Below are 23,979 nucleotides of genomic sequence, written 5' to 3'. Positions count from 1 at the left end.
GTTAAAGTTATGCAAAGAGATAAAATAAGTTTTGGGTCTATAAAATCTGAACTTGAGGATTACATGACTACCGTTATATATTTAAACGGAATTAACTTTAAGAATATAATAGAAGAAATAGAAGTAAAACAATTTAAACAGAAAGGCTTACATATTCAAAATGGTTGTTATGAAGGAATATCATTCTTTATAGCATTTCATAATCAGAATCACTTTTTGTGTGAAACCTTACATGATTATATCTATCAAGATCAGAGATATACGCTATATGATTATAAGTACTCTGGTATTCCTGGAGATCATAGTCTTACATGCAAAATATCTATTGGAGCCAAAGATATATATTGGTATGACTTTAAAAATTTCTCTAAAATAATTCCATTTGAGATAAATTATAAAGACCTTGAATTTCATTTCTGTAAAGAGCAATATTGCGAAGCAATAAATCTTGTTAGAAATAATACAGAAGAAAATATGTTTGCATAAGTTTTTAGGTCTATCAAATTGAGAGATTTACCTTTTGTCAAATAGAAACTTAAACCTCTTAAATTTAATAACCTGTCTAATTAAAACAGTATTTTATATAAAACGACATTAGACTACACTTAAACCTTGATAAAATTAAGAGACATATTACGAATGGTTATCATTGGGATTCCTTTATTGGCACTCTCAATTCCGATGATTATTTTTATTCCTATTAAAAGCTTTTGCCGAAAAAGATTTGAGAAAAAATATGCTGAGTTTTTGATCAAAAATGATGGGAAAAATTTCTTCTGCTACAATAACCGAAAAAACTCAAAGAAGTATATTGAAGAAAATATACTCCTAAATCTGCCTAAAGAAATTGATATCGTATATCTAAATGGAAAAAAAATTGAATCCGATTACACAACTGAATTTATCTCGGAAGCTCTTTATAATCTAAAAAATTACAATCGATTTCCTCACTTATTAAAAATTAGGAATGGACAACTAATTGATAAATCCATAAATAATCCGTTTTATAACATTTTGAATTTGAATAAACCAAAAAACGATTTTTTAAGCCAAATAAATAGATTCTTTAATCTGGACAAAAACGTTGCATAGCGATATAATGTAGGCTTTTATAAAAAGATATTCCAAATAATTAAAATTTCACTCCCCTATTCTACTCAGGGTAATTATCTATATTTATTACATAAAATTAAAAAGGGAATGTAAAATGGCTGGAGAAACAAATTTATCTGAATTAATAAAGGGAATGACCCCTAAGCTAAATGATGGAGAATACGTGTTCTCTACAGTAAAGGACATTGGTATCATTAACAGAAAAGATATTATCTGTGAATTCAAAGAAAAGGAAGGAACAACAATTGTTATTGAGAAAAAAAAGGCAGATGAACTAAATTTGCGCTATGAATATATAGCTTCCTGGATTACTCTTATGATTCATTCATCTCTAGATGCTGTTGGCTTAACAGCAATATTTTCAACAGAATTAGCAAAAAACGACATTAGTTGTAATGTTATTGCTGGATATTATCATGACCACATTTTTGTTGATAGAAAAGATTCGGAGAAAACAATTAATGTTTTAAAGAGTTTATCTGAAAATTATTGACAAAACTATTTCTGATTTGAATTTACTTCTATGAAAATAGGATATTTTAATCAACGGCAAATTTTGGTATAGAATCATAATAAAAACCTCTAGAATCACTTAAAAAAATGAATAAAATCGCTTTAATAACTGGGGCTGGCAAAGGAATTGGACGAGCTTTAGTTGAAAAGATGCTTGATAACGACTTCTACGTTATCGGAACAAACAGAAGTGGGAAAATTGAAGGGTTTGATACCATGAATTTTCACGCTATGCAATTAGATTTATCAATACCTTCAAGTATAGAAAATGCTCACAAAGAAATATTTACCAATTTTAAGAAGATCGATATTTTAATTAATAATGCTGGAATTGGACCAGATTTAGACACTGTACTCCCTCAAAAAGAATCTTTTAAACAAACTTTTGAAGTAAACGTTACTGGAACAGTTTTTTTCACCGAACCCTTAATTGACTTAATCAATACAAATGGAAAAATATTGAATATCTCTTCAAAAATGGGCTCAATAGAACATTGTGAACATATTGATTCTGTAGCCTATAGAATGTCTAAAAGTGCATTAAATATGTATTCAAAAATACTAACGAATAGGTTAGAAAATAGAATCAAAGTTGCTTCCATTCATCCTGGTTGGGTAGTAACAAACATCTCAGAAAATAGTAGTAAAAATGGTAGATTGACTTCAAAACAATCTGCAGAAAACATTTACAACTTTATAAAAAAAGATTTTAAAAGCGGAACATTTTGGGGCTCAGAGAATGAAACAGAATTATTGTGGTAAAACATTTGTCAATAGCTAAAATACGATTTCAAACAGCTAGGTAAATCATATAATAATACTCAAAAAAAATAAAAATTAGTATTGATTAAAAATATAGTATCGTATTTGACTAGGTGGTATACATGTTTATGAAGAAAAAACACCAAGAAATTCACATCAAAAAATCAGAATCTAAGTAAGATAGATTCTTACAAAAAGAAAAAGAATCTATTATATTTTAAAACATCTTTCTTAATCACATATTTAAAAAGTTAAAAATTGAATAGAGTCAAACAACAAATAATTTTAAATTATTGTAAATTAAAAGATGTTACTTTTACTTATTGGAGTGCTAAATCTACAATCACAAAATATAAAAAAGGGACCTGTTTAGTAAAAAAAGGACAGCATCATCATAAACTATATTTTATTTTAAAAGGTTCCTTAAAAGCTTATTACATTCGTGATGAAAAACGAATTATTGATTGGTTTGCTTTTGAAAGTGAGTTTATTACTTCTAGTAGTAGTTATTTTACAGACGAACCCAGCCTTCATTATATTGAAACAATGGAAGATTATATCCTTTTAGAAACTAATAAAGAAGATGTAGAGAATTTGTGTAGCCTCCATCATGATTTTGAGCATCTATTTAGATTAGTATTATCCAAAGTGATTGTTCTATATAGACATAGAATGTTTTCTCTTCAATTTAGAACCGTTAAACAACGTTATCAAAGCTTAATAAAACAACATCCAAAAATTGAACTCATCGTACCTTTAGGGGATATTGCTACTTTTTTAGGAATCACTCAAGAAACTTTGAGTAGAATAAGAGCCGCAAAAACATAATTTGATTTAGATCAAAAAATCTCACCGTATAAACAAGTAGTTTTGTCTCTTACTTATTAAAACAAATATAGTATGAGAATTATAAAAAAAATCACCAATGGTTTACTACTCATTATAATTGGAATTATGCATACCCTATTTGCCTTTTCTTCTGGGGGATTTCAAAAACAAATACTATTTTTTTCAGAATCTAACTTCTATAAAGTTAGTCAAGGAATGAAAGAGTTACCTGCATCAATAGAACATACAAATTTTGAGCATTTTGCTACATTTTGGTTTTTATATTTTGGATTTTTTCTTATTACTTTAGGATTATTAGTACATTCAATCGAAAAACAAAAATTAGCATTACCACACTACTTTACTGTTAGTTATTTTATAGTAGTGTTACTTGGTTGCTATATGGTTCCTAATTCGGGAATAACTTTTTTTATGCTACCTCAAGCAATATACATGTTAATCAGTAACTATCTCAAAATTAAAAAACAATATGGGAAATTAAGTCAATAAATATTTCTCTGATTATCCAGTATTTTTATTCGTTTTGCCCAAAACCATACTTTAGACAGTACCTTAAGTATTATCATTTTACTTTAAGGTATCAAAATTGCAATAAAATCATACATTTACTTAACAAAAAATCACAACTGTTTTTATTCATAATATCTCTTACACCACTATTCTTTAATGTATAATTGATATTATAGAACATAGTTAAAGTTAAGAAAATACACTCCTCTTTTTTATACGTAATTCCTATCTTTATCACAGAATTATGTAACAAATATATTCTCTATAAACACCACTGTTTTGAAGCTTACACAAAATAGAAATCAATAGCTATTATGGCATAAAACTTTAGTCAAAAAAACGATAAGGTCATAGTATGATTGTCTACATTTTTATAATATTCTTTGTTACAATACAGATTCATAATTTTCAGTTTATTAAAAAACTGCTGCTATCACACATCAAAAATTAAACAATGAAAAAAATAATATACTTTTTAATTTTAATCACAAATATCTCATTTGCACAAAATGGAAAATATGATCAGTTAACTTATAAGTGTTCTGATAATATGGATCGTCCATTTATTATATATACTCCAAAAAATTTAGATATAAAAACACCAAAACCACTTTTAGTATACCTACATGGATCAATCTCAAATCCAAATCTAAAAAAAGATCCTTTAAGCTATATTAAAAAGTCAAAACTTATTGAACTGGCAGATAAAGGAGAGTTCTATTTGTTATTTTCTTATGGTCAAAAAGGGGCTACTTGGTTTGATTCAGTTGGAATTGATATGGTTATGGGAGAAATAGAATTGGTAAAAAAAGACTTTAACATTAATGAAAATAAAGTTTTTTTGAGTGGTTTTTCTGATGGTGGTTCTGGAGCTCTTTATTTTTCATTTATAAAACCTACTGAATTTTCGGGTTTTATTTCTATGAATGGTAGTCTAAAAGTTGCCTCAAAATTATCAAATCACAGTCTTTTTCCCGCAAATTCTAATCACAAACCTTTATATATAATCAATACAAAAGATGATATGTTATATGATATTCAACAAATCGCACCTACTATTGATTATTTAAAGAAATATAATAAGAGTATTACCTATAGAGAATTAGAAGGTAATCATGAAATGAGTTATTTAAAGACTGAGCAAGATAATATTATAAACTTTATTAAAAACACTGATCGCACACCATATAATGAAATTTCTTGGGAAAGCTCTGGTACAATTAATACTACTATCAACGGAATATCGATAGTAAATATTGATACACTGGTAGCCAAAAAATCATGGCATAAACCTTATCAATTAAAGGTATTTAACAACAAAGCCAATTTTGGAATAAAATACGATTATTCATATCAAGGGAAAGGACTTAAAATAAGCCATTTTGTATCTGACTCTTCTAGTGCTAAGAGGATGGGGTTGAAAAAAGATGATATTGTATTAATGATGGAAAAAGATACAATTACCTCTCCTTATTCTCCTTACTTTTATGTACATAAAAAGAAGGCAGGAGATAATACAGCAATCTTGATTGAAAGAAATGGAAAAACAAAAGTAATTGAAGGACGTTTTAACAACGGTTATTTTTATGATATTTTTAAAAATGAGTATTCAAAAGCCAAGCTGACTGCAACAGTTACAAAGAATAAATTATCGATAAAAACATCAAGAGTTTCTGAACTTAAAATCGATTTTAATGACTTATCTCAATACAATATTGATAAACTTGAAGTGAATAATAAAAGGGTAGAATCAACATTTCAAGGCAATCAAATAATACAAGTTAAATGATTTCTATGTAAGTCTTTTCTAAGAGCTTCTTGACATACCACATTATGCATATTTCTTCTATATACTACTCTTCTTCCTCTGTACTCTATTGTGTAATTTCGTTTCACTCTATACATCCCCAAGGGTTTGATCAAAATGATTACCTATTAATCCCATATAAATCATAACCGTACTTACTACCATGATAGAATTTAGACCTCTTAATAATTTATCAATTCATTTAGATCGTCTTATAAAAGGGCGTTTATGGCTTAAAGTAATTATCGGGCTTATTTTAGGAGCAGGAGTGGGAATTTTACTTAATCAATCTACAGGGCTAGTTCCTGAGGATATTAGTTTACGACTGGCCGATTGGCTTGATCTACCAGGTCAAATTTTTATGCGGTTGACTCAAATGATTATGATTCCATTGATATTTACATCAATTATTATGGGGATTGTTAGTAATACTTCTGAAAACCTAAAAAGCTTTGGTCTTCGGTTATTACTGTATTTCGTTTTTACCACAGCTGTTGCCATCATAATAGGTCTGATAGTAACACTTATTTTGAAACCTGGTCAATATATTTTTTCGCTTGGCGGATTCCCAAACAGCAGAGAAAACCAAATACCTATTAATAACCAAACTAACATTATTGAGAACATTCCTAATACGATATCAAACCTTATCCCTAATAATCCACTAGAGTCTATCTTAACAGGTGAAATGTTGGGTGTTGTAATTTTTACCATTATAATTGGTGTAGCAATCACTCAACTCCGTCAAGAAACAGCTAAGCCTATTATTCGTTTTTCAGAAGCTATTCAGAAAATCTGTATGATTATAGTATCATGGGCTATGATGTTAGTACCCTACGCCGTCTTTGGTTTAATAGCGGCTTTATTATCAAGGACTGGCATTGAAATATTCCTTGGTTTGGGTTACTATATGGTAGTGGTCATACTAGGTCTAATTATTTTAATGATATTCTATTTAATATTAGTCTTAACGATCACAAAGAAAAATCCCTTCAAGTTTTTGAGAGTAATCAAGGAACCACAATTATTAGCATTCTCCACCGCAAGTTCTGCTGCTGTTATGCCTCTATCTATGAAAACAGCAGATGAAAAATTAGGTATATCTTCTAATATTAGTGATTTTGTTATTCCTGTTGGAGCTACAATTAATATGGACGGAACTGCATTATTTCAATGTGTGACGACTTTATTTATGGCACAAGCCTATGGTATTGAATTATCTATAATGAATCTACTATTAATTACCTTTACTGTTGTAGCTGCTTCCATAGGTACACCAGCCATTCCTGGAGGTGGAGTTATTATTCTTGCATCGGTATTACAAAGTGCTGGAATTCCAATTGATGGTCTTATCGTTATTATTGGTATAGATCGTATTTTAGGAATGTTTAGAACTGCAGTCAATGTAACTGGTGATCTTACTGCTTGCTTAATTTTTAATAAATTTTATGGAGCTAAATCAAACAAACAAAATGCTTGTCTCTCAAATAAAAGCGAATAACAAAAACCGTTTAAGGTGTTTTTTGAGTAATAGGAATCGTAAAATAGAAAGTACTTCCCGCATTCTCTTCAGATGCTAGCCATATTTTTCCACCATGAGCTTCTACTATTTTTTTACAGTGTGCAAGCCCAATACCTGTACCTTCATATTGATCTCTAGAGTGTAATCGTTGAAAAATAGCAAAAATACGTTCTTGATGTTTCAAAGGGATACCAATACCATTATCAGTTACAGAAAATTGCCAAAACTCATTTGATGAATCATGGTTGGTACAAGAGATGGCAATCTCTGGAGAAACCCCTTTTGCGCAAAATTTTATACCATTACTAATTAAATTCTGAAACAATAAACGAAGCTCAATTGCAGAACCATTTACTTTTGGTAAATCATCTATAATAAGTTGGGTTTCTGTTTTTTCAAGAACCGTTTTTAGATCTTTTTTCAATTCATCAATAAGGCTATTACAATCTACCTCTTTATATTCTCTACTTCTTCCTAATCTCGAATATTCTAGTAAAGCATCAATAAGGTTTTTCATCCTAATACTTGCATCTTTGATAAAAGACATACTCTCTTTTCCTGCATCATCAAAACGATCACCATACTCCTCATTGACTAATCCTATAAAACTTGATATTGTATTGAGAGGTTCTTGTAAATCATGACTAGCTATATAGGCAAATTGCTCAAGTTCTTTGTTTTTTGATTCTAATTCTTTTGATTGAGCATAAATCTCTAAATTCTTACGTTTGAGCTCTTTGTTATATTTTTTCTTAGCCAAATACCCTCTATACATAAAAAAGCTGACTCCCAGAACCAAACCGATAACACTAATCAATAATATATGTATCTTTTTCTGAGCATTAATTTCTGATACTTGTTTATCTAGAACAATTTCTTGTTCATTGATTCTATCTTGTTGTTCTAGTAAGGTTTTATTCTGATTATCGATCTCAGTATTGCTATGTTTAATTTTTTCTTCCTGATGTTTAATAAAAGTAATCTGTTCTTGAATATTCTTTTCTAATTCTTTTTCTATAATTACTTTTTCCTCATATTTTTTTTGTTGAATATCACTCTCTGTATACAGTTTATTTATTCTTCTATTTTTTTCAAGAATTTCTATATTCTTACTATCAATATTATTTAATTGGTTAGTTATTTTTTCTTCTTGATCCAGTATCTGCTTTTCTTTATTCTTGAGTAGTGTTTCTTGTTTATTTTTATCTTCCTGTACTTGATTTAAGGTTTTTTCTGTTGTTTGATACAATCGTTTCCATTTCTCTGAAGAAGTGACAGCATGCCTTTTTAAAGCAGGTATCATAAGAAACTTTTCTTTTTTTATACGGTTTGCATTAATTTCATACTCAAAAGAATTCCCTACATTAACCATATTAATCATAGAAGCATTAAAATTATAATCTTCTGTTATTAATAATATTTTTTTACCAGAAACTTTATTCAAAAGATAGTGTATGTCATAGCTATATTTATTATTTACATACAGTACGTGAACATTTTTTATTTCTTTTACAAATTGAAAACGAGTTATTTTTACGGATTTATTATGAATTTTACGTTTTTGAGCCATTGCCTGAAGATCTAGTATTGTTCTATCAGGTCCAAGTACTCCAATATTAAAGTCTTGTTGTTGCTCTATATCTGGCCAGCCTATTTGTTGTGCAAAATTGAATATAAATATAGCCCGCTGTAACCTTTTTACTTCTTCATTATTTGTTTCTTGAGCTATACTTTGAGAAGAAAAAACAAGGAAAGCTGAGATCAATACAAATCTCAATAAATTAACAGGCAATATTGATATATCTTGATGCCTTTTACTCATAACCTTAACAATAATCTCATATAATAATTAGCACCATTTACTCCAAATTGTTGAACCCTCCTACTATATCTAAAATTACCATTCTCTGTATTATCAGCATGTGTATGCTTATCGGGGTATACATTAAAGATATTATTACCTCCTACTGAACATTTTATATAATCATTAATTTGATATGATATTACTGCATTCGTAACCAATTTTGGAGAAAACGTTTGATCCCTGGTCTCTATATTTCCAGTAAAATCATTTACAATCCAATTTTGTGGGTCTGCATCATCTGGGTGAATAAATTTTACTTTACCAAAAAGTGTATTTACCATTTGAAATCCAAATTGCCCCACATCATAAGAAAGTATCGAGTTTATTTTATAATTGGGTTGTGCATATTCTACTCTTGCTATTTCTTCTCTATTAAAAAGAACTTCTTCTTGCCCTGCCAATGCCTGAGAAACCTTTATTGGTCCTTTTACTTTGGTTTTTGTCATATTCGCACTCAAAGAAGCATTGAGTTCTCCTGTTCCTACTATGGTTTTATAAAATAAAGACATATCTACTCCAGAAGTCTTAGAGTCTATTGCATTAGTAAAGAATTGAGCTGCACTAACATTAAAAGGTTCTAAAATTGCTTCATACCCCTCTTCAAATCTTCCTGAAAGAACAATTCTATCCTCAATATTAATCAAGTAATAATCAATACTAAAGGTAAGATTATCACGAATCTTACCACTTAATCCTGTACTAAAATGGCTTGATAATTCTGGTTTTAATCTTCCTATATCAAAAGCTTCTGTAGCAACAGCACTTTCATTATTAAAAGTTCCAACTTGTACACTCTCTCCATTAATAAACTGGGTGCTTACATTCTGAAAAAAAACTTGATGAAGAGAAGGTGCTCTAAACCCCGTAGAGAAACCTACTCTGGCACTAATACCATCTTTTATTCTATATCTGCCCGAGAGTTTCCAAATACCATTTCCTCCAAAATCATTATATGCCTCATAACGAGCGGCCCCTCTTATTAATAATTTATCAGTCATATTGGCTTCTATATCCAAATATCCTGAGCTGTTAGTTCTAAAACGATTTAATTCATTTTCAGGCTGAAAACCAGGAAAAACCTGAGCTCCTGCGATTCTAGGTAGTTCTTCTCCTATATTATTAATGTATGTACTTCCCGCATTAATATAAGAAGCTTCTTCCCCTGCTATAATTTCATAATTTTCTACCCTCAACTCTGCTCCAAAAGCAACATTAACCCCACTGAGCCAATCAAAAGTTCTTGAAATATCAAGATTTGTAGTATTTTGCTTATAAATAAACCCTCCTGCATAAAAGGTTCTAGGAGAAGCTATACCCATAGATGCATTATTAGAATTATTTACCGTATAATCTAATCTATTAACTCCTATAGAATGACTAAAATCTACATTCCATTCATTCTTTATTCCTCTAATACCACCAGTAATAGCATCATCTTGAATATCTGTAAGTATTTCAGGTGAAAAACCATTTGGAAAAAGTTCTAAAACAACTCTATCTTGATCTTTAGGAAAACGATAAAAACCTTTAGAGGTTCCTTCTCTATAATTTCTTCCTCCATGCATATAAAATTTTGCATAATCAGACATAGTAACTTCTCCGTTGAACGATAATGCAAGGTTCTGTGTTGCGGCACTACCTATCTCCATTACTTGTTTACCAGAATACCCTGTTTGATCAAAAAAGTTGTTTTCTTCGATCAGTCTTTGATCTGCATCACTATCATCAGAATATACTGTACCAGTATAATCTCCTGATCTATTTATAGCTTCTCTTTCTCTATACTCTGCAGTTACATTTATATAACCTTCTTCTCCTATTTTTAAGCCAAAATTAGCTGATGAATAGACATTAAATCCATCTCCTTTTGTATTTATAGCTACTCGGTTATCCAATTGAATTATCTCTATTTGCTTTTTGAGTATGATATTAATCACTCCAGCAATGGCATCAGATCCATATTGTGATGTAGCTCCATCTCTTAATATCTCTATTCTTTCTATAGAAGCAATAGGTATTGCATTAAAATCAGTTCCTACTGATCCTCTACCAACTGTACCATTTACATTAAGTAACGAACTATTATGTCTACGTTTACCATTTACCAAAACTAGCACCTGATCAGGGCCTAAACCTCTTAATGTTGCAGGATCAATATGATCAGTTCCATCTGCTATCGTTTGATTTGTAGAATGAAAAGACGGGATAAAATAATGAAGAATATGGCTTAATTCTACTTCTGATGAGTTTGTCAATTGTTGCGGAGATATGATGTCTACCGCTGCTGTATTTTTAAGAAGGGATTTTGGTTTTGCTCTAGACCCTAATGAAACTGGCTGATCTATAGAGAATCCTGTTTCCAAAACAAAATCAACCTTTGTTGTATCTCCTACCTTTATATCTATTGTTTTGGAAACAGGGTTATACATAACAAAACTTGAAGTTATAATATATTCCCCCTCATCAACATCAAAATTATAATTACCATTTACATCTGTTGTAGTACTTTTATCAGTACCTTCAATAGCTACTTTGGCTCCTGGTAAATTGCCAAATTGATCAGAAACATTTCCTGATAATACAGCCCTAGATTGAGAAAAAGATAAAGAAATAGAACAAAGAAATAGAAAACCAATAAGGTATGTTTTAGACCTTACTTCTCTATCTATTTGTTCTTTAGTTATTACACTACTTTGTTTATCAATTATTAATTTAAATGAATTGTTTATGCTTGTATTCAAATCAACTACAAATTTTATAATATGCTTGTATTAAGCTATTACATTATCCAATTGTTTACATACCTCTGAAGTTGCCTCGTTAAAATATTTCTTTACTATTTTACAGACAATTTCTTTGGTTAACATTTTTTCCTGAAACTCCTTTACTTCCTTTATTTTTTCTGCTTTCTCTCTATCTTCTCTACTTAGTTCTGCTCCTATCATCAAGATGATTACACTCTTTTTTAATTTTTTGTCTAATCTCTCAAATTCCTCTAAGAACTCCCACCCATCCATTATAGGCATATTAATATCAAGAAAAATCACTTCTGGGGTAATTCCTGATTTTATATAATCTAGTGCTTCTTTACCATTTCTTGCAAGCAGTACTTTTTCTACACATTCAGTTTTCTGTAGTATTGCTTTATTAAAGAAATTAGTAGAAACACTATCATCCACTAAAAGAAAATATTTTGCTTTTTTCATATTCTACCAAGTATCATAATTCTGATAAATAAATTTTTCATCATCACTTTTTAAATAGAATTTGTGTAAACCACAACTATCTATTACAAAGCAACTTAAAAAAAACAAATTACTAAATTAAAAAAATAAAAAAACAGAATTACTTTACGTCAAAATACATAAATAAACGACAAAATAACATATATTCGTTATTTTAACTAAAAAAACAACGAATATTCTTAATCAAAGTATTTGATTTTTAGTAAAAAAGAAAGAATTAAATCAATTAAAGAGTGTTACTATCTATTACTCAATAAAATGATTTGTCAATACATTATCTAGTAAATCCAGAGATAAAGGTTTATTAATAAAATCGTCTACAGAATGATTTTTTGCAGATGCCATTACATCGTCTGGATTAGAAGACGTTGATAATAAGATTACCTTAATTCCCTCTGTTACTTTTTGATTTAACTTAGAGAATTCAACCAAAAACTCCCAACCGTTCATAGCCGGCATATTAATATCGAGAAAAATAAGATCTGGCTTTGTTGCCTTATTATTTTCTACTTCGTTTAAATATTCGAGTGCTGCCATACCACTTTGTACAGTATTTACCTGATAAAAGTCTTTATGTTTGGTAACAACTCTTTCGTTAAAAAAGTTTGTGGCTTTGTCATCATCGATTAACAAAACACAATTCACCAATGTATTCATTTAATTTCCCAATTACACCCAAAGAAAATAAACTTATTTGAAATGACCATAATAAAACTAAACTTTATGAAATAGTTTTCGTTTAAAAACACATATTAAACGGTAAGACGTACAATTAATTAATAAGAATGAAGTCTCTATATATCAAAAACTTAACTCAAACAACGACTTTCATATGTTAGATTTCATACTACAGCAACAAAGACTTTAAAAATAAACGTACATTTGAAACATATCAAAATCACTAGAAAATACTCAGTATTATAATATAAATAGTAGTGTTTGATGTCAGATGGGGTATACATATCTATTTGCCTAGTTGAGAGATGTAGCATATGTATTAAAAAATATTGATTTAATATTTAATTACACGAATGGATTCGTTAACTCAAATTGTATTGGGTGCTGCTATGGGAGAGGCCGCACTAGGAAAAAAAGTAGGTAATAAAGCTATGCTTTGGGGTGCTGTTGCTGGTACAATTCCCGACCTAGATGTGTTATCCAAATTTTTTGTTGATCCTATTACTGCCAATGAGTTACATCGTGGTTTTTCTCATTCTATCATTTTTTGTATAATCGCTGCCCCTATACTAGGCTGGATGATTGCCAAGATATACAAGAATAAAGAAGCTGACTGGAAAGGTTGGAGTTGGCTTATGTTTTTAGGCCTTTTCACACACCCTATTCTGGATGCATTTACAACCTGGGGAACCCAATTATTTTGGCCCTTTGACTATAAAGTATCTTTCAAAAATATATTTGTTATAGATCCACTCTATACGATCCCTTTTTTAGTTTTTGTCATTATTGCTATGTTCTACAATAGAACGCATCCCAAGAGAAAGTTGTTTAACAATTTAGGAATATTGATTAGTAGCCTATATATGATTATCACATTAGTACTTCAACGTAATGCTTGGTTTACCTTTTGGACAAATCTAGAAAATCAACACATTACATATCAAGAGATTCAAACAAGACCTACTCCTCTAAACAGTATTTTATGGTCTGCTAATATTGAAACAAAAGACTCCTTCCTGATTGGATATTATTCTCTTTTTGATAAAGATGACTATATCAATTTTTCTGAATTCCCTAAAAATCATCACTTTCTTGGTGCTATGAAAAATGACCCTCTAATTATTAGGTTGATTAAATTATCTGAAGGTTGGTACACCATCGAAAAACATGATGATCATTTATTTTTTAATGATCTAAGGTTTGGACAATTAGAAATTGATTCTGAGTCAAAAAAATTTGCATTCAGTTATGAGTTATTTTATGACAAAGATGGTATTCTTGTTGCAAAAGAGAGAGAAAGAAAAATGGGTGAAGCTTCTCCTTTATTGCAAAAACTATTTCACAGAATACTTGGTAATAAATCATAAAGTTTATGATTCTTCCTTTTTTCATAATCATTATATCTCTTAGTCATTTTCAACCAAACATAAAAAAACCACAAAAGGTTTAATAGCAAGTTTTTATAATCGTCTGTGTGAAGAGGATTTTAGCTTAAATCATTATAATATACCCATAAAATTATAAAGAAATAAACCTTACACTATTATCTGGTCGTTTTAATATTTATATTTATCGTAAAAATCAAACATTCTCATCTATGAATAGCACATATAAAGTTAGTGTAAATAAGGTTTTTGAATTTGATGTTACCGAAGAAGATATTTTAAAAACAGATATTACATCTAATTTAGATACAACCCATCACGTACTTCTCGACAATACATCATATCATACAGAAATCGTACAATCTGATTTTAACGCCAAACAATACACCATAAGAGTTAATCATAACACTTATCAGGTAAATATTGCTGATGAATTGGATGCTAGGATCAAAGAAATGGGTTTTTCTATAGGATCTTCAAAACAAGTAAATGCAATCAAAGCTCCTATGCCAGGTTTATTACTAGATATTCAAGTAAAAACGGGACAGGAAGTAAAAGAAGATGACCCTCTTCTTATTCTTGAAGCTATGAAAATGGAAAATATCATTCTCTCTCCTAGAGATGGAATCATAAAATCTATTTCTGCAACTACAGGAGATGCTGTAGATAAAGGTCAATTATTAATCGAGTTTGAATAATCTATCATATGAAAAAAATACTAATAGCAAACAGAGGTGAGATTGCAATTAGAGTAATGAGCACTGCTCGTAAAATGGGAATCAAAACAGTGGCTATATTTTCTACCGTAGACAGAAATGCTCCTCATGTAAAATTTGCTGATGAAGCAGTCTGTATTGGTGAAGCTCCATCAAATCAATCTTATTTATTAGGCTCCAAAATTATTGAGGTTGCAAAACAATTAAATGTAGATGCTATACATCCTGGGTATGGTTTCTTGAGTGAAAATGCTGACTTTGCTGAAGAGGTCGAAAAAAACAATATCATTTTTATTGGCCCTAAATCCAAGGCTATAAAAGTTATGGGTAGTAAACTAGCGGCAAAAGAAGCTGTAAAAGCCTATAATATTCCTATGGTTCCTGGTATTGATGAAGCCATTACAGATGTTGATAAAGCTAAAAAAATTGCCACAGAAATAGGATTTCCAATTTTGATTAAGGCTTCCGCAGGTGGTGGCGGAAAAGGAATGCGGGTGGTAGAAGAAGAAAAAGACCTCGAATCTCAAATGAATAGAGCCATTAGTGAAGCTACTTCTGCATTTGGAGATGGCTCTGTATTTATAGAAAAATATGTAGCCTCACCACGACATATAGAAATACAGGTGATGGCTGATAGTCACGGAAATGTAGTACACCTTTTTGAAAGAGAGTGTAGTGTACAACGACGACATCAAAAAGTCGTAGAAGAAGCTCCCTCTGCAGTTCTTTCTACAAAACTACGTGCAAAAATGGGTGAAGCAGCTATCAAAGTTGCAAAAGCATGTGATTACCTTGGCGCAGGAACAGTAGAATTCCTTTTGGATGAAAATCATAATTTCTATTTTCTTGAAATGAATACTCGATTGCAAGTAGAACATCCAGTTACAGAATTAATTACCGAAACCGATCTTGTAGCATTACAAATAAAAGTAGCCCGAGGCGAAAAACTCCCTATACAACAAGAAGACCTAAAAATAAAAGGACATGCTGTAGAGTTAAGAATATATGCAGAAGATCCTCTAAATGACTTTTTACCAAGTGTAGGTCATTTAGAAACTTATAAAATACCTACTGGAAAAGGAATTCGGGTAGATAATGGTTTTGAAGAAGGTATGGATATCCCTATTTACTACGACCCTATGCTCGCTAAACTTATTACGTATGGAGCTACTCGTGAAGAAGCTATACAATTAATGATAAAAGCAATTAACAACTACGATATCAAAGGAGTACAAACCACATTACCCTTTGGCAAATTTGTTTTTGAACATGAAGCCTTTAGATCTGGTAGTTTTGATACTCACTTCGTAAAAAAATACTTTAATACCGATACTATACAGTCAAAAGCAAGAGAAGAAGCCAAAGTTGCTGCCCTAATTGCTATGAAACAATATATCGAAGATCAAAAAACAGTACGCATACCAACACTATAAAATATATGGATTCAAAAATAAAAACGTTACAAGATAAAATTGCACAAGCAAAATTAGGTGGTGGTGAAAAACGTATCAAAAAACAACATCAAAAGAAAAAATTAACTGCTCGTGAGCGCGTTGAATATCTACTTGATGAAGGCTCTTTTGAAGAAATTGGTATTCTAGTAACTCATCGTACCACTGACTTTGGAATGGATAAAGAAATCTATTATGGGGATGGTGTCATTACGGGCTACGGAACCGTAAATGGACGGTTAATTTATATTTTTGCACAAGATTTTACAGTTTTTGGTGGTGCATTATCAGAAACACATGCCGAAAAGATATGCAAAGTAATGGATATGGCAGTAAAAACAGGAGCTCCTATCATTGGTCTTAATGACTCTGGTGGTGCCAGAATTCAAGAAGGAGTACGCTCTTTAGGCGGATATGCAGATATTTTCTATAAAAATGTACAAGCCTCTGGAGTGATCCCTCAAATATCAGCTATTATGGGGCCTTGTGCTGGTGGAGCCGTATATTCACCTGCAATGACCGATTTTACTATGATGGTAGAAGATACCAGTTATATGTTTGTTACAGGACCTAATGTAGTAAAAACAGTAACTAATGAAGAGGTTACTTCTGAAGAATTAGGAGGTGCCAGTACTCATTCTACAAAATCAGGCGTAGCACATATTACTTCTGCAAATGATATAGAATGCCTAGAAGACGTAAAAAAACTACTGAGTTACCTACCACAAAGCAATAAAGAACAGCCTAAAAAATTAGAATACACGCTTACTTATGAAGTAAGAAATAACCTTTCTAGCATTGTACCCGATAATCCTAATAAACCCTATGATATGCATGAGGTTATCGGTGGGATTATCGATACCGATTCATTCTATGAAATTCATAAAGACTACGCCGAAAATATTATCGTTGGTTTTGCCCGTCTTGGCGGAAGAAGTATCGGAATCGTTGCGAATCAGCCTCAATTTTTGGCAGGTGTTTTGGATGTAAACAGTTCTAAAAAAGCAGCCCGCTTTACACGTTTTTGTGACTGCTTTAATATCCCATTATTGGTTCTGGTTGATGTACCTGGATTCTTGCCTGGTACCGATCAGGAATGGAATGGTATCATTGTACATGGTGCCAAATTACTGTATGCGCTAAGTGAAGCTACGGTACCCAAAGTAACAGTGATTACTCGTAAAGCTTATGGTGGTGCTTATGATGTAATGAATTCTAAGCATATTGGAGCAGATCTTAACTTTGCCTGGCCATCTGCAGAGATTGCAGTAATGGGAGCTAAAGGAGCTAGTGAAATCATTTTTAGAAAAGAGATTGGAGTTGCAGATGACCCTGCTGCCAAGCTAGCAGAGAAAGAAACTGAGTATGCAGAGAAATTTGCCAATCCATATAGAGCTGCCCAACGTGGTTTTATAGATGAAGTCATATTACCAGAAAATACCAGAAGAAAACTAATTAAAGGGTTTAGTATGCTTGAGAATAAAACAGTTGAGCGACCTAACCGAAAACATGGAAATATTCCTTTGTAAAACAAATTAGTTAACCAAGACTGTATAGGTATTAAAAAACAATGGAGCAGGTTTAAAACAATAGCCTGCTCCATTAGTTTTAATCCTTTAAAAAATATTTATCTATTATTTCTTTAATTCTATCTTCAATCAGAGGTTTATGAATAAATTCTTTGACAACTCCACTACTGAGCGCTTTCTCACTATCCTCAGTATTCATTGATGAAGTTAGCATTGCTATCAAGATATCTGCTTGTTGCCCTTTTGTCAATTCTTTGTATTCATCTAAAAACTCCCAGCCATTCATTATTGGCATATTTATATCCAAAAATATAATTTCAGGTTGCGGGAATTTACCTTTCTCATCTTTGGTTATCAAAAACTCTAATGCATGTTTACCATTCTGAAAAATCTTTATTTCTTCAAAAATATTCAACCTATTAATAATATACTCATTATATAGATTTGTATTACTATCATCATCTACCAACATTATTGTATTTAATTTCTTATCCATTTATTAAATCTTTTTTTATGGTGAACAAAAACTTACTTCCTTTACCTACTTCAGAACGTACCCAGATTTCTCCTTTATGTAGTTCTACAATTCTTTTACAATTAGCTAAACCAATTCCAGTACCACTGTATTGGTCATTTGTATGCAAGCGTTGAAAAATTTCAAATATCTTATCCTTAAACTGCATATCTATTCCTATACCATTATCAATCACAGCGTACGTATACTCATCCTTCCCTTCTTCAAACTCAATTGTAATTTCGGGAGCTACAGTTTCTTTTCTGTATTTGATAGCATTGGTAATTAAGTTTAAGAATAACATCCTTAATTCATTTCTGTAGGCTGATACTTCAGCCAAGTTATTATAAGTTATAGTTACATTATTTTTATCAATCAATTCTGTTAAATCTAATTTTATGTTTTCTAGGAGTTTGTTTACATCTATTATTTCTGGTTTTACTTTTCTGCCAATTCTCGAATATTCTAATAAATCTGTAGTAAGACTTCTCATTCGCATTGTTGACTCATCAATAATTTCAATACTTTTTTGTCCTATTCCTTCTAATTTATCATGATACCCTTCTTTTAATAATTTTGAAAAACTAATTATTGTATTTAATGGTTCTTGTAGATCGTGTGATGCTATATAAGTAAACCGCGATAGTTCATCATTTTTGGTCATTACTAATTTGTTTGATGCTTCTAAGACATTCATTTTTTGTATAATATTTTTAAGTACAATAAAAAATGAAATGACGCCAATTACTAATATTAAAAAAATTAAACCAATTACTACCCTTAATAAACTGTTATTAAAAACTTTATACGCTATAACCGCATCATGAGTTCTTTTGTCTAACATCTTAAAAAAATCACGAATAGGTGCCATAATCATTTTTTTTTCATCATGGTATTTTTTATCAAACATGATACGCCTAGCCATTTCAATATCTGGACTAGCTTTAATAGAAAATTTACCACTACCATCATCAAACAATCCTTTTACAGCATTAAATGCTACTTTTTCTGTCCATACCAATTCATTAGAGTTATTTTCGGCTACCTTTAATTTATCAAATTCAGGTTTTGTAAATCCTAATTTTTTCATGCTATCTAGTAAGGAAATAGTATGACCATCTGGCCGTGGTAGTTTACCATTCCTGATATCAAGTACTTTTAGATATTTGTTTTCCCATATACTATCACTGGTCAAGACATAAGATCTACAATAACGAGTTAAATCATCTGAACTTTGTTTCAACTCTTCTGCAATAACATAGGATTTATATCGTATGTTCTCTGCCTTTTGTAATTCTTTATGGTTTTTCTGTAAAAACAGAGTAAGTACAATAATAATAATCAACATAATGATTATTGTTATTTGAAAAACTTTAAAAACAATTGATAGCTTCATTTTTTGTGTACTTTAGAATTGCTACCGTGCTTCAATAAATTCAATTTAAAATATTGCCGCTTGTTCTTAATACCGTAAATTCTCTAAAATTATGGTTAATAAATAAAATATAGAGGGGGTAACAATAGATCTTGTCTTAATGTAAATTTTAAAACTAAAAATACAAAAATGTGGCAGAAAAGTATATCTGGTTTTTAGATATTTTAATTTGATGATTGTTTTTTATTACTAGTATATTTCTCTATCCAAAATTCATAGCATTTTGTGTACCCTTTTCTTTGAATATAATACCTAACATTTTATCTTAACCGCCATAACTAATCTATATATAAGAATAATTGCCCCCTTTATTATGAATAATAGACAAATTACCAAATATGCTATTTATACTGTAGCTGTTTTATCTGCTACACTTATTAATGAATTTATCTTAAAATATGTAAAAAAACATATTGACCAACAGGGGTATCTATTGGTATTAATTGATATGCTGGTAGTTATATTAATTTTTGCTCCTGCTTTTGCATTGGTATCCAATTATACCAAAAAACTATCTAAAGCTTATTTGAAGACATCTAAAAAACTATCAAGTACTAATAATGGTACTTTATTAGGATTTCTTGTTGCGATAATTATTTTATTTATTCTTTTTGCGAGTCTCAGACATAATATTAGTGTCGTTAATGATCTCACCCAAATTATCAACTAATCATTCTTCTATTTGAAAGTATGGTGCCCTAAAAGAAAAAGCAACCCCCAGTGGTTAACAACTCCTCTGGGGGTCTAGGCCGAAGCAAAAAAATTAAACTAACTCAACTTACACTCAATTAAACATGCTTCAGCTTCTTTTCAATATGGGTAATATATTTTTTTTATTTATACTGTCAAAATTTAATCGTCCAACAACGATATAATCAGAGAAAAAGCATTCTTTATTATACTATACTTGTTCTAATTTTTTTTTAATCTCTTTGAGGCATAGATTGTTAATACTACCTATATGACTATGCTTTGTATTTTTTTCTGGAGTATACTCTCCTTTTTCAATATCAAGACCAATTTTTACATATGCATCTCTAAAAGACATTCCTTGCATTACCAATTCATTTAATGTATCTACACTAAATAAATAATCATATCTATCATCATCCAAAATATTCTTGTTTACCTCAACATTCTTAAGAGCATATGAGGCCATTTCTAAAGATGCTTTCAAATTTTGAATAGCAGGTATTACTCCTTCTTTAAGCAATTGAAAATCTCTATGATAACCACTAGGTAAGTTATTTATTAATAAACTTAATTCATAGGGTAATGCTTGAATTTTATTACACTTGCCTCTAATTAACTCAAAAACATCAGGGTTTTTCTTGTGTGGCATAATGCTAGAGCCTGTTGTAAATTTTGAAGGGATACTCATAAAATCAAAATTCTGACTCATATACAAACAAACATCTGTTGCTAACTTAGAGAGCGTTCCTGCCGCACTGCTCATAGCAAAAGCAGTAGATTTTTCTGATTTCCCTCTACTCATTTGTGCAGCTACCACATTATATTTTAAAGTTTCAAAACCTAATTCTCGAGTTGTATATTCTCTATCTATCGGAAACGAACTACCATACCCTGCTGCGCTTCCTAAAGGATTCTGGTCTACAATTTTTATTGCTGCATTTATAAAATATAAATCATCTATAAAACTTTCTGCATAAGAAGAAAACCATAAACCAAAAGAAGATGGCATTGCTATTTGTAAATGTGTATACCCAGGAAGCAATATATCTTTATAGGTTTCTGCCTTGATTAATAAGTCATGTGCCAGCTCCTTAATCTGAGATTTGATTTGTATTAACTCATCTTTGAGATATAAATGCATTGCTACCAAAACCTGATCATTACGCGATCTTGCTGTATGAATTCGTTTTCCTGCATCTCCTATTTTTTCTATCAAAACAAACTCTATTTTAGAATGCACATCTTCAAAATGATCTTCAATTATAAATGTTCCTTGCTCTATATCTTTCGTTAATACATTCAACTCTTTTTCTATCGCTGTGATGTCTTTATCAGAAAGTAACTTAATCTTATATAACATTTTGGCATGAGCTAATGTAGCTTGCACATCATATTTAGCTATTACTAAATCCAACTGTCTATCATTACCTACAGTGAATACATCAATTTTTTGATCTGTTGGTAGTCCTTTATCCCAAAGTTTCATTCTTTTTTTTTATTATGTTTGGTTCTTTGAATTCTTATTGTAAGGTTTTGTTTATTCTACAGAATTCCTTCTAAAATTTTTATATACAATGCTATTCCTTCTTTGATTTCTTCTATATAGATGAATTCATCTGCAGAATGTGATCGTGTTGAATCTCCTGGTCCTAATTTTAATGATGGGCAACTCAATACAGATTGATCTGATAAAGTTGGAGATCCATATGTACTCCTACCTAATGCGATTCCTGATTGCACAATAGGATGAGCTATTGGAATAGATGAAGAGCCTAGATGTAATGATCTTGGTTTTATCTCAGCAAATTGAGATAATTCTTTATCTATTACTTCTAGAATTTCTTTATTCCTATACTTATCATTTACTCTTATATCGATCACAAGGTTACAACTAGCGGGTACAACATTATGCTGTTTCCCAGCATTGATTTGTGTTACTGTCATCTTTACATTACCCAATGTTGATGATGATTTTTCAAATTCATAAGTTTTAAACCATTGAATTACCTTTATAGCATTATATATCGCATTATCTTCATTAGGATGTGCAGCATGGCTCGCTGTTCCTTTTACAGAAACATCAAGTACCAAAAGTCCTTTTTCTGCGACTGCTAATTGCATAAGTGTAGGTTCTCCAATAATACCAAATTCAACATTTTTAAGGTATTTTAATACACTTTTTAACCCAAGAGGTCCACTACTCTCCTCTTCTGCAGAAGCAACAATTACAATATTGTATTTCAGATCTGCCTTAGCATATAAATATGTAAAGGTAGCTATCAAAGAAACCAGACAACCTCCTGCATCATTGCTTCCTAAACCGAATAATTTTCCATCTTCTACAAATGCTTTAAAAGGGTCGTTGGTATAATTACCATTTGGTTTTACGGTATCATGATGTGAGTTTAACAAAATTGTTTGCTTTGACGCATCAAAATATTTATTGTATGCCCAGATATTATTGTTTTCTCTTGTAAAAGGAATCTCATTTTTGATAAACCAATTTTCGATCAATGTAGCTGTTTTATCTTCTTCTGATGAAAAAGAAGGCGTTTCTATCAGCTGATGCAAAAGCTCTATTGCCTGTTGTGTAAGTTTTGTAATCATCGCTTATAAACTCAATGTTGTATGTTTGGTTCTACTATCATTTATAAAATCTGCATTGGCTATATGTACTTTGCTTACCTGTTTTTGTAATGCATCAAAACAATTTTGAAGCTTGGGTAACATTCCTTCAGAAATAATATTAGCGTTTATTAATTCTGTGTATTTTTTTAAATTTATGTGTTCTATTACAGAGTTCTTATCATCTATATTTTCTAATACGCCTTGTAATTCAAAACAATAAAACAGAGATACCTCATACTCTTTACTCATTGCCGAGGCTATTTCTGATGCTATGGTATCTGCATTTGTATTCAACAATTGTCCTTTTCCGTCATGTGTAACTGCACAATAAACGGGGGTAATCCCTTGATTCAAAAACATTTTAATAGAACTATCATTTACTTTTACCACATCACCAACATATCCATAATCAATAAAATTAACAGGTCTTTTTTTTGCCAGAATACTATTTGCATCTGCACCTGTTAATCCTAAAGCATTACAATCACTACTTTGTAATTCTGAAACGATGGTTTTATTTAATAATCCTGCATATGTCATTACAACAATATCTAGGTTTTCTGCCGAGGTAATTCTTCGTCCATCAATCATTTCAGTTTTCACCTCTAATTTATTTGCTAATTGGGTTGCATATTTTCCTCCTCCGTGCACCAATATTTTTGGCCCTTCTATTTTAGAAAAACCTTCTAAAAAAGAAGTTAACGCTTTTTTATCACCTATAATATTACCTCCTATTTTGGCTACAAATAATGTTTCCTTCTTCAT

Annotated in this window: 22 protein-coding genes; 13 read left to right on the top strand and 9 right to left on the bottom strand. The window is 30.6% G+C overall.

The features are described 5' to 3' along the window. Positions 1-9: 9 nt before the first annotated feature. From DG508_RS12935 to DG508_RS12900, 8 genes are all read left to right on the top strand, one after another. Positions 10-486 carry a hypothetical protein gene (locus tag DG508_RS12935; RefSeq protein ID WP_108868543.1) on the top strand — a complete coding sequence of 159 codons (477 nt, stop codon included), beginning with the start codon at positions 10-12 and terminating at the stop codon, positions 484-486. Between the two features lie 126 nt (positions 487-612). Further along, positions 613-1,092 carry a hypothetical protein gene (locus DG508_RS12930; RefSeq protein WP_159090812.1) on the top strand — a complete coding sequence of 160 codons (480 nt, stop codon included), beginning with the start codon at positions 613-615 and terminating at the stop codon, positions 1,090-1,092. A gap of 115 nt (positions 1,093-1,207) precedes the next feature. Continuing rightward, entirely contained in the window at positions 1,208-1,606 is a 399-nt protein-coding gene (locus DG508_RS12925; protein WP_108868541.1) for an ACT domain-containing protein, read from the top strand. A 107-nt stretch (positions 1,607-1,713) separates the two neighbouring features. After that, entirely contained in the window at positions 1,714-2,388 is a 675-nt protein-coding gene (locus tag DG508_RS12920; RefSeq protein WP_108868540.1) for an SDR family NAD(P)-dependent oxidoreductase, read from the top strand. Between the two features lie 258 nt (positions 2,389-2,646). Continuing rightward, positions 2,647-3,216: a Crp/Fnr family transcriptional regulator gene (locus DG508_RS12915; protein ID WP_108868539.1), complete on the top strand. Its 570-nt coding sequence runs from the start codon at positions 2,647-2,649 to the stop codon at positions 3,214-3,216. 72 nt (positions 3,217-3,288) lie between these two features. After that, positions 3,289-3,726: a DUF6463 family protein gene (locus tag DG508_RS12910; RefSeq protein ID WP_108868538.1), complete on the top strand. Its 438-nt coding sequence runs from the start codon at positions 3,289-3,291 to the stop codon at positions 3,724-3,726. Positions 3,727-4,201: 475 nt separating this feature from the next. After that, entirely contained in the window at positions 4,202-5,536 is a 1,335-nt protein-coding gene (locus DG508_RS12905; RefSeq protein ID WP_108868537.1) for a phospholipase, read from the top strand. A gap of 181 nt (positions 5,537-5,717) precedes the next feature. After that, positions 5,718-7,055 carry a dicarboxylate/amino acid:cation symporter gene (locus DG508_RS12900; protein WP_108868536.1) on the top strand — a complete coding sequence of 446 codons (1,338 nt, stop codon included), beginning with the start codon at positions 5,718-5,720 and terminating at the stop codon, positions 7,053-7,055. 10 nt (positions 7,056-7,065) lie between these two features. Here DG508_RS12900 and DG508_RS12895 read toward each other — a convergent pair whose 3' ends face one another. From DG508_RS12895 to DG508_RS12880, 4 genes are all read right to left on the bottom strand, one after another. Further along, on the bottom strand, positions 7,066-8,898 hold the full coding sequence (locus DG508_RS12895) for a YfiR/HmsC family protein (RefSeq protein ID WP_108868535.1): 1,833 nt from the start codon (positions 8,896-8,898) through the stop codon (positions 7,066-7,068). Next, positions 8,895-11,681, bottom strand: a complete 2,787-nt coding sequence (locus tag DG508_RS12890) for a TonB-dependent receptor (RefSeq protein ID WP_234418227.1) — start codon at positions 11,679-11,681, stop codon at positions 8,895-8,897. The genes DG508_RS12895 and DG508_RS12890 overlap by 4 nt, the downstream gene beginning before the upstream one ends. 30 nt (positions 11,682-11,711) lie before the next feature. Beyond that, complete coding sequence (locus tag DG508_RS12885; RefSeq protein ID WP_108868534.1) at positions 11,712-12,146, bottom strand: response regulator; 435 nt, start codon at positions 12,144-12,146, stop codon at positions 11,712-11,714. A gap of 285 nt (positions 12,147-12,431) precedes the next feature. After that, entirely contained in the window at positions 12,432-12,842 is a 411-nt protein-coding gene (locus DG508_RS12880; RefSeq protein WP_108868533.1) for a response regulator, read from the bottom strand. A 374-nt stretch (positions 12,843-13,216) separates the two neighbouring features. On the opposite strand from DG508_RS12880, the gene DG508_RS12875 reads away from it, so the two are divergent. The 4 genes from DG508_RS12875 (at position 13,217) to DG508_RS12860 (ending at position 17,944) form a co-directional block, all read left to right on the top strand. Continuing rightward, positions 13,217-14,230, top strand: a complete 1,014-nt coding sequence (locus DG508_RS12875) for a metal-dependent hydrolase (protein WP_108868532.1) — start codon at positions 13,217-13,219, stop codon at positions 14,228-14,230. Positions 14,231-14,460: 230 nt separating this feature from the next. Then, positions 14,461-14,946 carry an acyl-CoA carboxylase biotin carboxyl carrier protein subunit gene (locus DG508_RS12870; RefSeq protein WP_108868531.1) on the top strand — a complete coding sequence of 162 codons (486 nt, stop codon included), beginning with the start codon at positions 14,461-14,463 and terminating at the stop codon, positions 14,944-14,946. Between the two features lie 8 nt (positions 14,947-14,954). After that, positions 14,955-16,397: an acetyl-CoA carboxylase biotin carboxylase subunit gene (gene accC / locus DG508_RS12865; protein WP_108868530.1), complete on the top strand. Its 1,443-nt coding sequence runs from the start codon at positions 14,955-14,957 to the stop codon at positions 16,395-16,397. Between the two features lie 5 nt (positions 16,398-16,402). After that, positions 16,403-17,944: an acyl-CoA carboxylase subunit beta gene (locus tag DG508_RS12860; protein WP_108868529.1), complete on the top strand. Its 1,542-nt coding sequence runs from the start codon at positions 16,403-16,405 to the stop codon at positions 17,942-17,944. A gap of 79 nt (positions 17,945-18,023) precedes the next feature. On the opposite strand, the gene DG508_RS12855 is transcribed toward DG508_RS12860, so the two are convergent. Both DG508_RS12855 and DG508_RS12850 read right to left on the bottom strand, forming a co-directional pair. Next, on the bottom strand, positions 18,024-18,440 hold the full coding sequence (locus DG508_RS12855; RefSeq protein WP_108868528.1) for a response regulator: 417 nt from the start codon (positions 18,438-18,440) through the stop codon (positions 18,024-18,026). Next, positions 18,433-19,854, bottom strand: coding sequence for a sensor histidine kinase (locus tag DG508_RS12850; RefSeq protein WP_108868527.1), 1,422 nt, complete (start codon positions 19,852-19,854; stop codon positions 18,433-18,435). Before DG508_RS12850 ends, DG508_RS12855 begins: the two co-directional genes overlap by 8 nt. A gap of 352 nt (positions 19,855-20,206) precedes the next feature. On the opposite strand from DG508_RS12850, the gene DG508_RS12845 reads away from it, so the two are divergent. Then, positions 20,207-20,563, top strand: coding sequence for a hypothetical protein (locus DG508_RS12845; protein WP_108868526.1), 357 nt, complete (start codon positions 20,207-20,209; stop codon positions 20,561-20,563). Between the two features lie 231 nt (positions 20,564-20,794). On the opposite strand, the gene argH is transcribed toward DG508_RS12845, so the two are convergent. From argH to argB, 3 genes are read right to left on the bottom strand one after another with little or no spacing between them, the layout of a single operon-like run. After that, entirely contained in the window at positions 20,795-22,072 is a 1,278-nt protein-coding gene (gene argH / locus DG508_RS12840) for an argininosuccinate lyase (RefSeq protein WP_108868525.1), read from the bottom strand. 56 nt (positions 22,073-22,128) lie between these two features. Then, the gene (locus DG508_RS12835; protein WP_108868524.1) at positions 22,129-23,193 is read right to left on the bottom strand and encodes a M20 family metallo-hydrolase; all 1,065 of its coding nucleotides are present in this window, start codon (positions 23,191-23,193) and stop codon (positions 22,129-22,131) included. A gap of 3 nt (positions 23,194-23,196) precedes the next feature. Then, entirely contained in the window at positions 23,197-23,979 is a 783-nt protein-coding gene (gene argB / locus DG508_RS12830; RefSeq protein WP_108868523.1) for an acetylglutamate kinase, read from the bottom strand.

Origin of the sequence: Aquimarina aquimarini (genome assembly GCF_900299535.1) — a bacterium.
Lineage (GTDB): Bacteria > Bacteroidota > Bacteroidia > Flavobacteriales > Flavobacteriaceae > Aquimarina > Aquimarina aquimarini.
The sequence above is the reverse complement of the archived record's forward strand: the minus strand, read 5'-3'. Positions and strand labels throughout refer to the sequence as shown.

Coding starts and splice junctions, on each gene's coding strand:
- argB (WP_108868523.1), bottom strand. CDS start 23,979: ATGAAGAAGGAAACATTATTTGTAGCCAAAATAGGAGGTAATATTATA.
- DG508_RS12885 (WP_108868534.1), bottom strand. CDS start 12,146: ATGAAAAAAGCAAAATATTTTCTTTTAGTGGATGATAGTGTTTCTACT.
- DG508_RS12845 (WP_108868526.1), top strand. CDS start 20,207: ATGAATAATAGACAAATTACCAAATATGCTATTTATACTGTAGCTGTT.
- argH (WP_108868525.1), bottom strand. CDS start 22,072: ATGAAACTTTGGGATAAAGGACTACCAACAGATCAAAAAATTGATGTA.
- DG508_RS12875 (WP_108868532.1), top strand. CDS start 13,217: ATGGATTCGTTAACTCAAATTGTATTGGGTGCTGCTATGGGAGAGGCC.
- DG508_RS12850 (WP_108868527.1), bottom strand. CDS start 19,854: ATGAAGCTATCAATTGTTTTTAAAGTTTTTCAAATAACAATAATCATT.
- DG508_RS12910 (WP_108868538.1), top strand. CDS start 3,289: ATGAGAATTATAAAAAAAATCACCAATGGTTTACTACTCATTATAATT.
- accC (WP_108868530.1), top strand. CDS start 14,955: ATGAAAAAAATACTAATAGCAAACAGAGGTGAGATTGCAATTAGAGTA.
- DG508_RS12860 (WP_108868529.1), top strand. CDS start 16,403: ATGGATTCAAAAATAAAAACGTTACAAGATAAAATTGCACAAGCAAAA.
- DG508_RS12920 (WP_108868540.1), top strand. CDS start 1,714: ATGAATAAAATCGCTTTAATAACTGGGGCTGGCAAAGGAATTGGACGA.
- DG508_RS12925 (WP_108868541.1), top strand. CDS start 1,208: ATGGCTGGAGAAACAAATTTATCTGAATTAATAAAGGGAATGACCCCT.
- DG508_RS12900 (WP_108868536.1), top strand. CDS start 5,718: ATGATAGAATTTAGACCTCTTAATAATTTATCAATTCATTTAGATCGT.
- DG508_RS12855 (WP_108868528.1), bottom strand. CDS start 18,440: ATGGATAAGAAATTAAATACAATAATGTTGGTAGATGATGATAGTAAT.
- DG508_RS12870 (WP_108868531.1), top strand. CDS start 14,461: ATGAATAGCACATATAAAGTTAGTGTAAATAAGGTTTTTGAATTTGAT.
- DG508_RS12880 (WP_108868533.1), bottom strand. CDS start 12,842: ATGAATACATTGGTGAATTGTGTTTTGTTAATCGATGATGACAAAGCC.
- DG508_RS12905 (WP_108868537.1), top strand. CDS start 4,202: ATGAAAAAAATAATATACTTTTTAATTTTAATCACAAATATCTCATTT.
- DG508_RS12835 (WP_108868524.1), bottom strand. CDS start 23,193: ATGATTACAAAACTTACACAACAGGCAATAGAGCTTTTGCATCAGCTG.
- DG508_RS12895 (WP_108868535.1), bottom strand. CDS start 8,898: ATGAGTAAAAGGCATCAAGATATATCAATATTGCCTGTTAATTTATTG.
- DG508_RS12935 (WP_108868543.1), top strand. CDS start 10: ATGCAAAGAGATAAAATAAGTTTTGGGTCTATAAAATCTGAACTTGAG.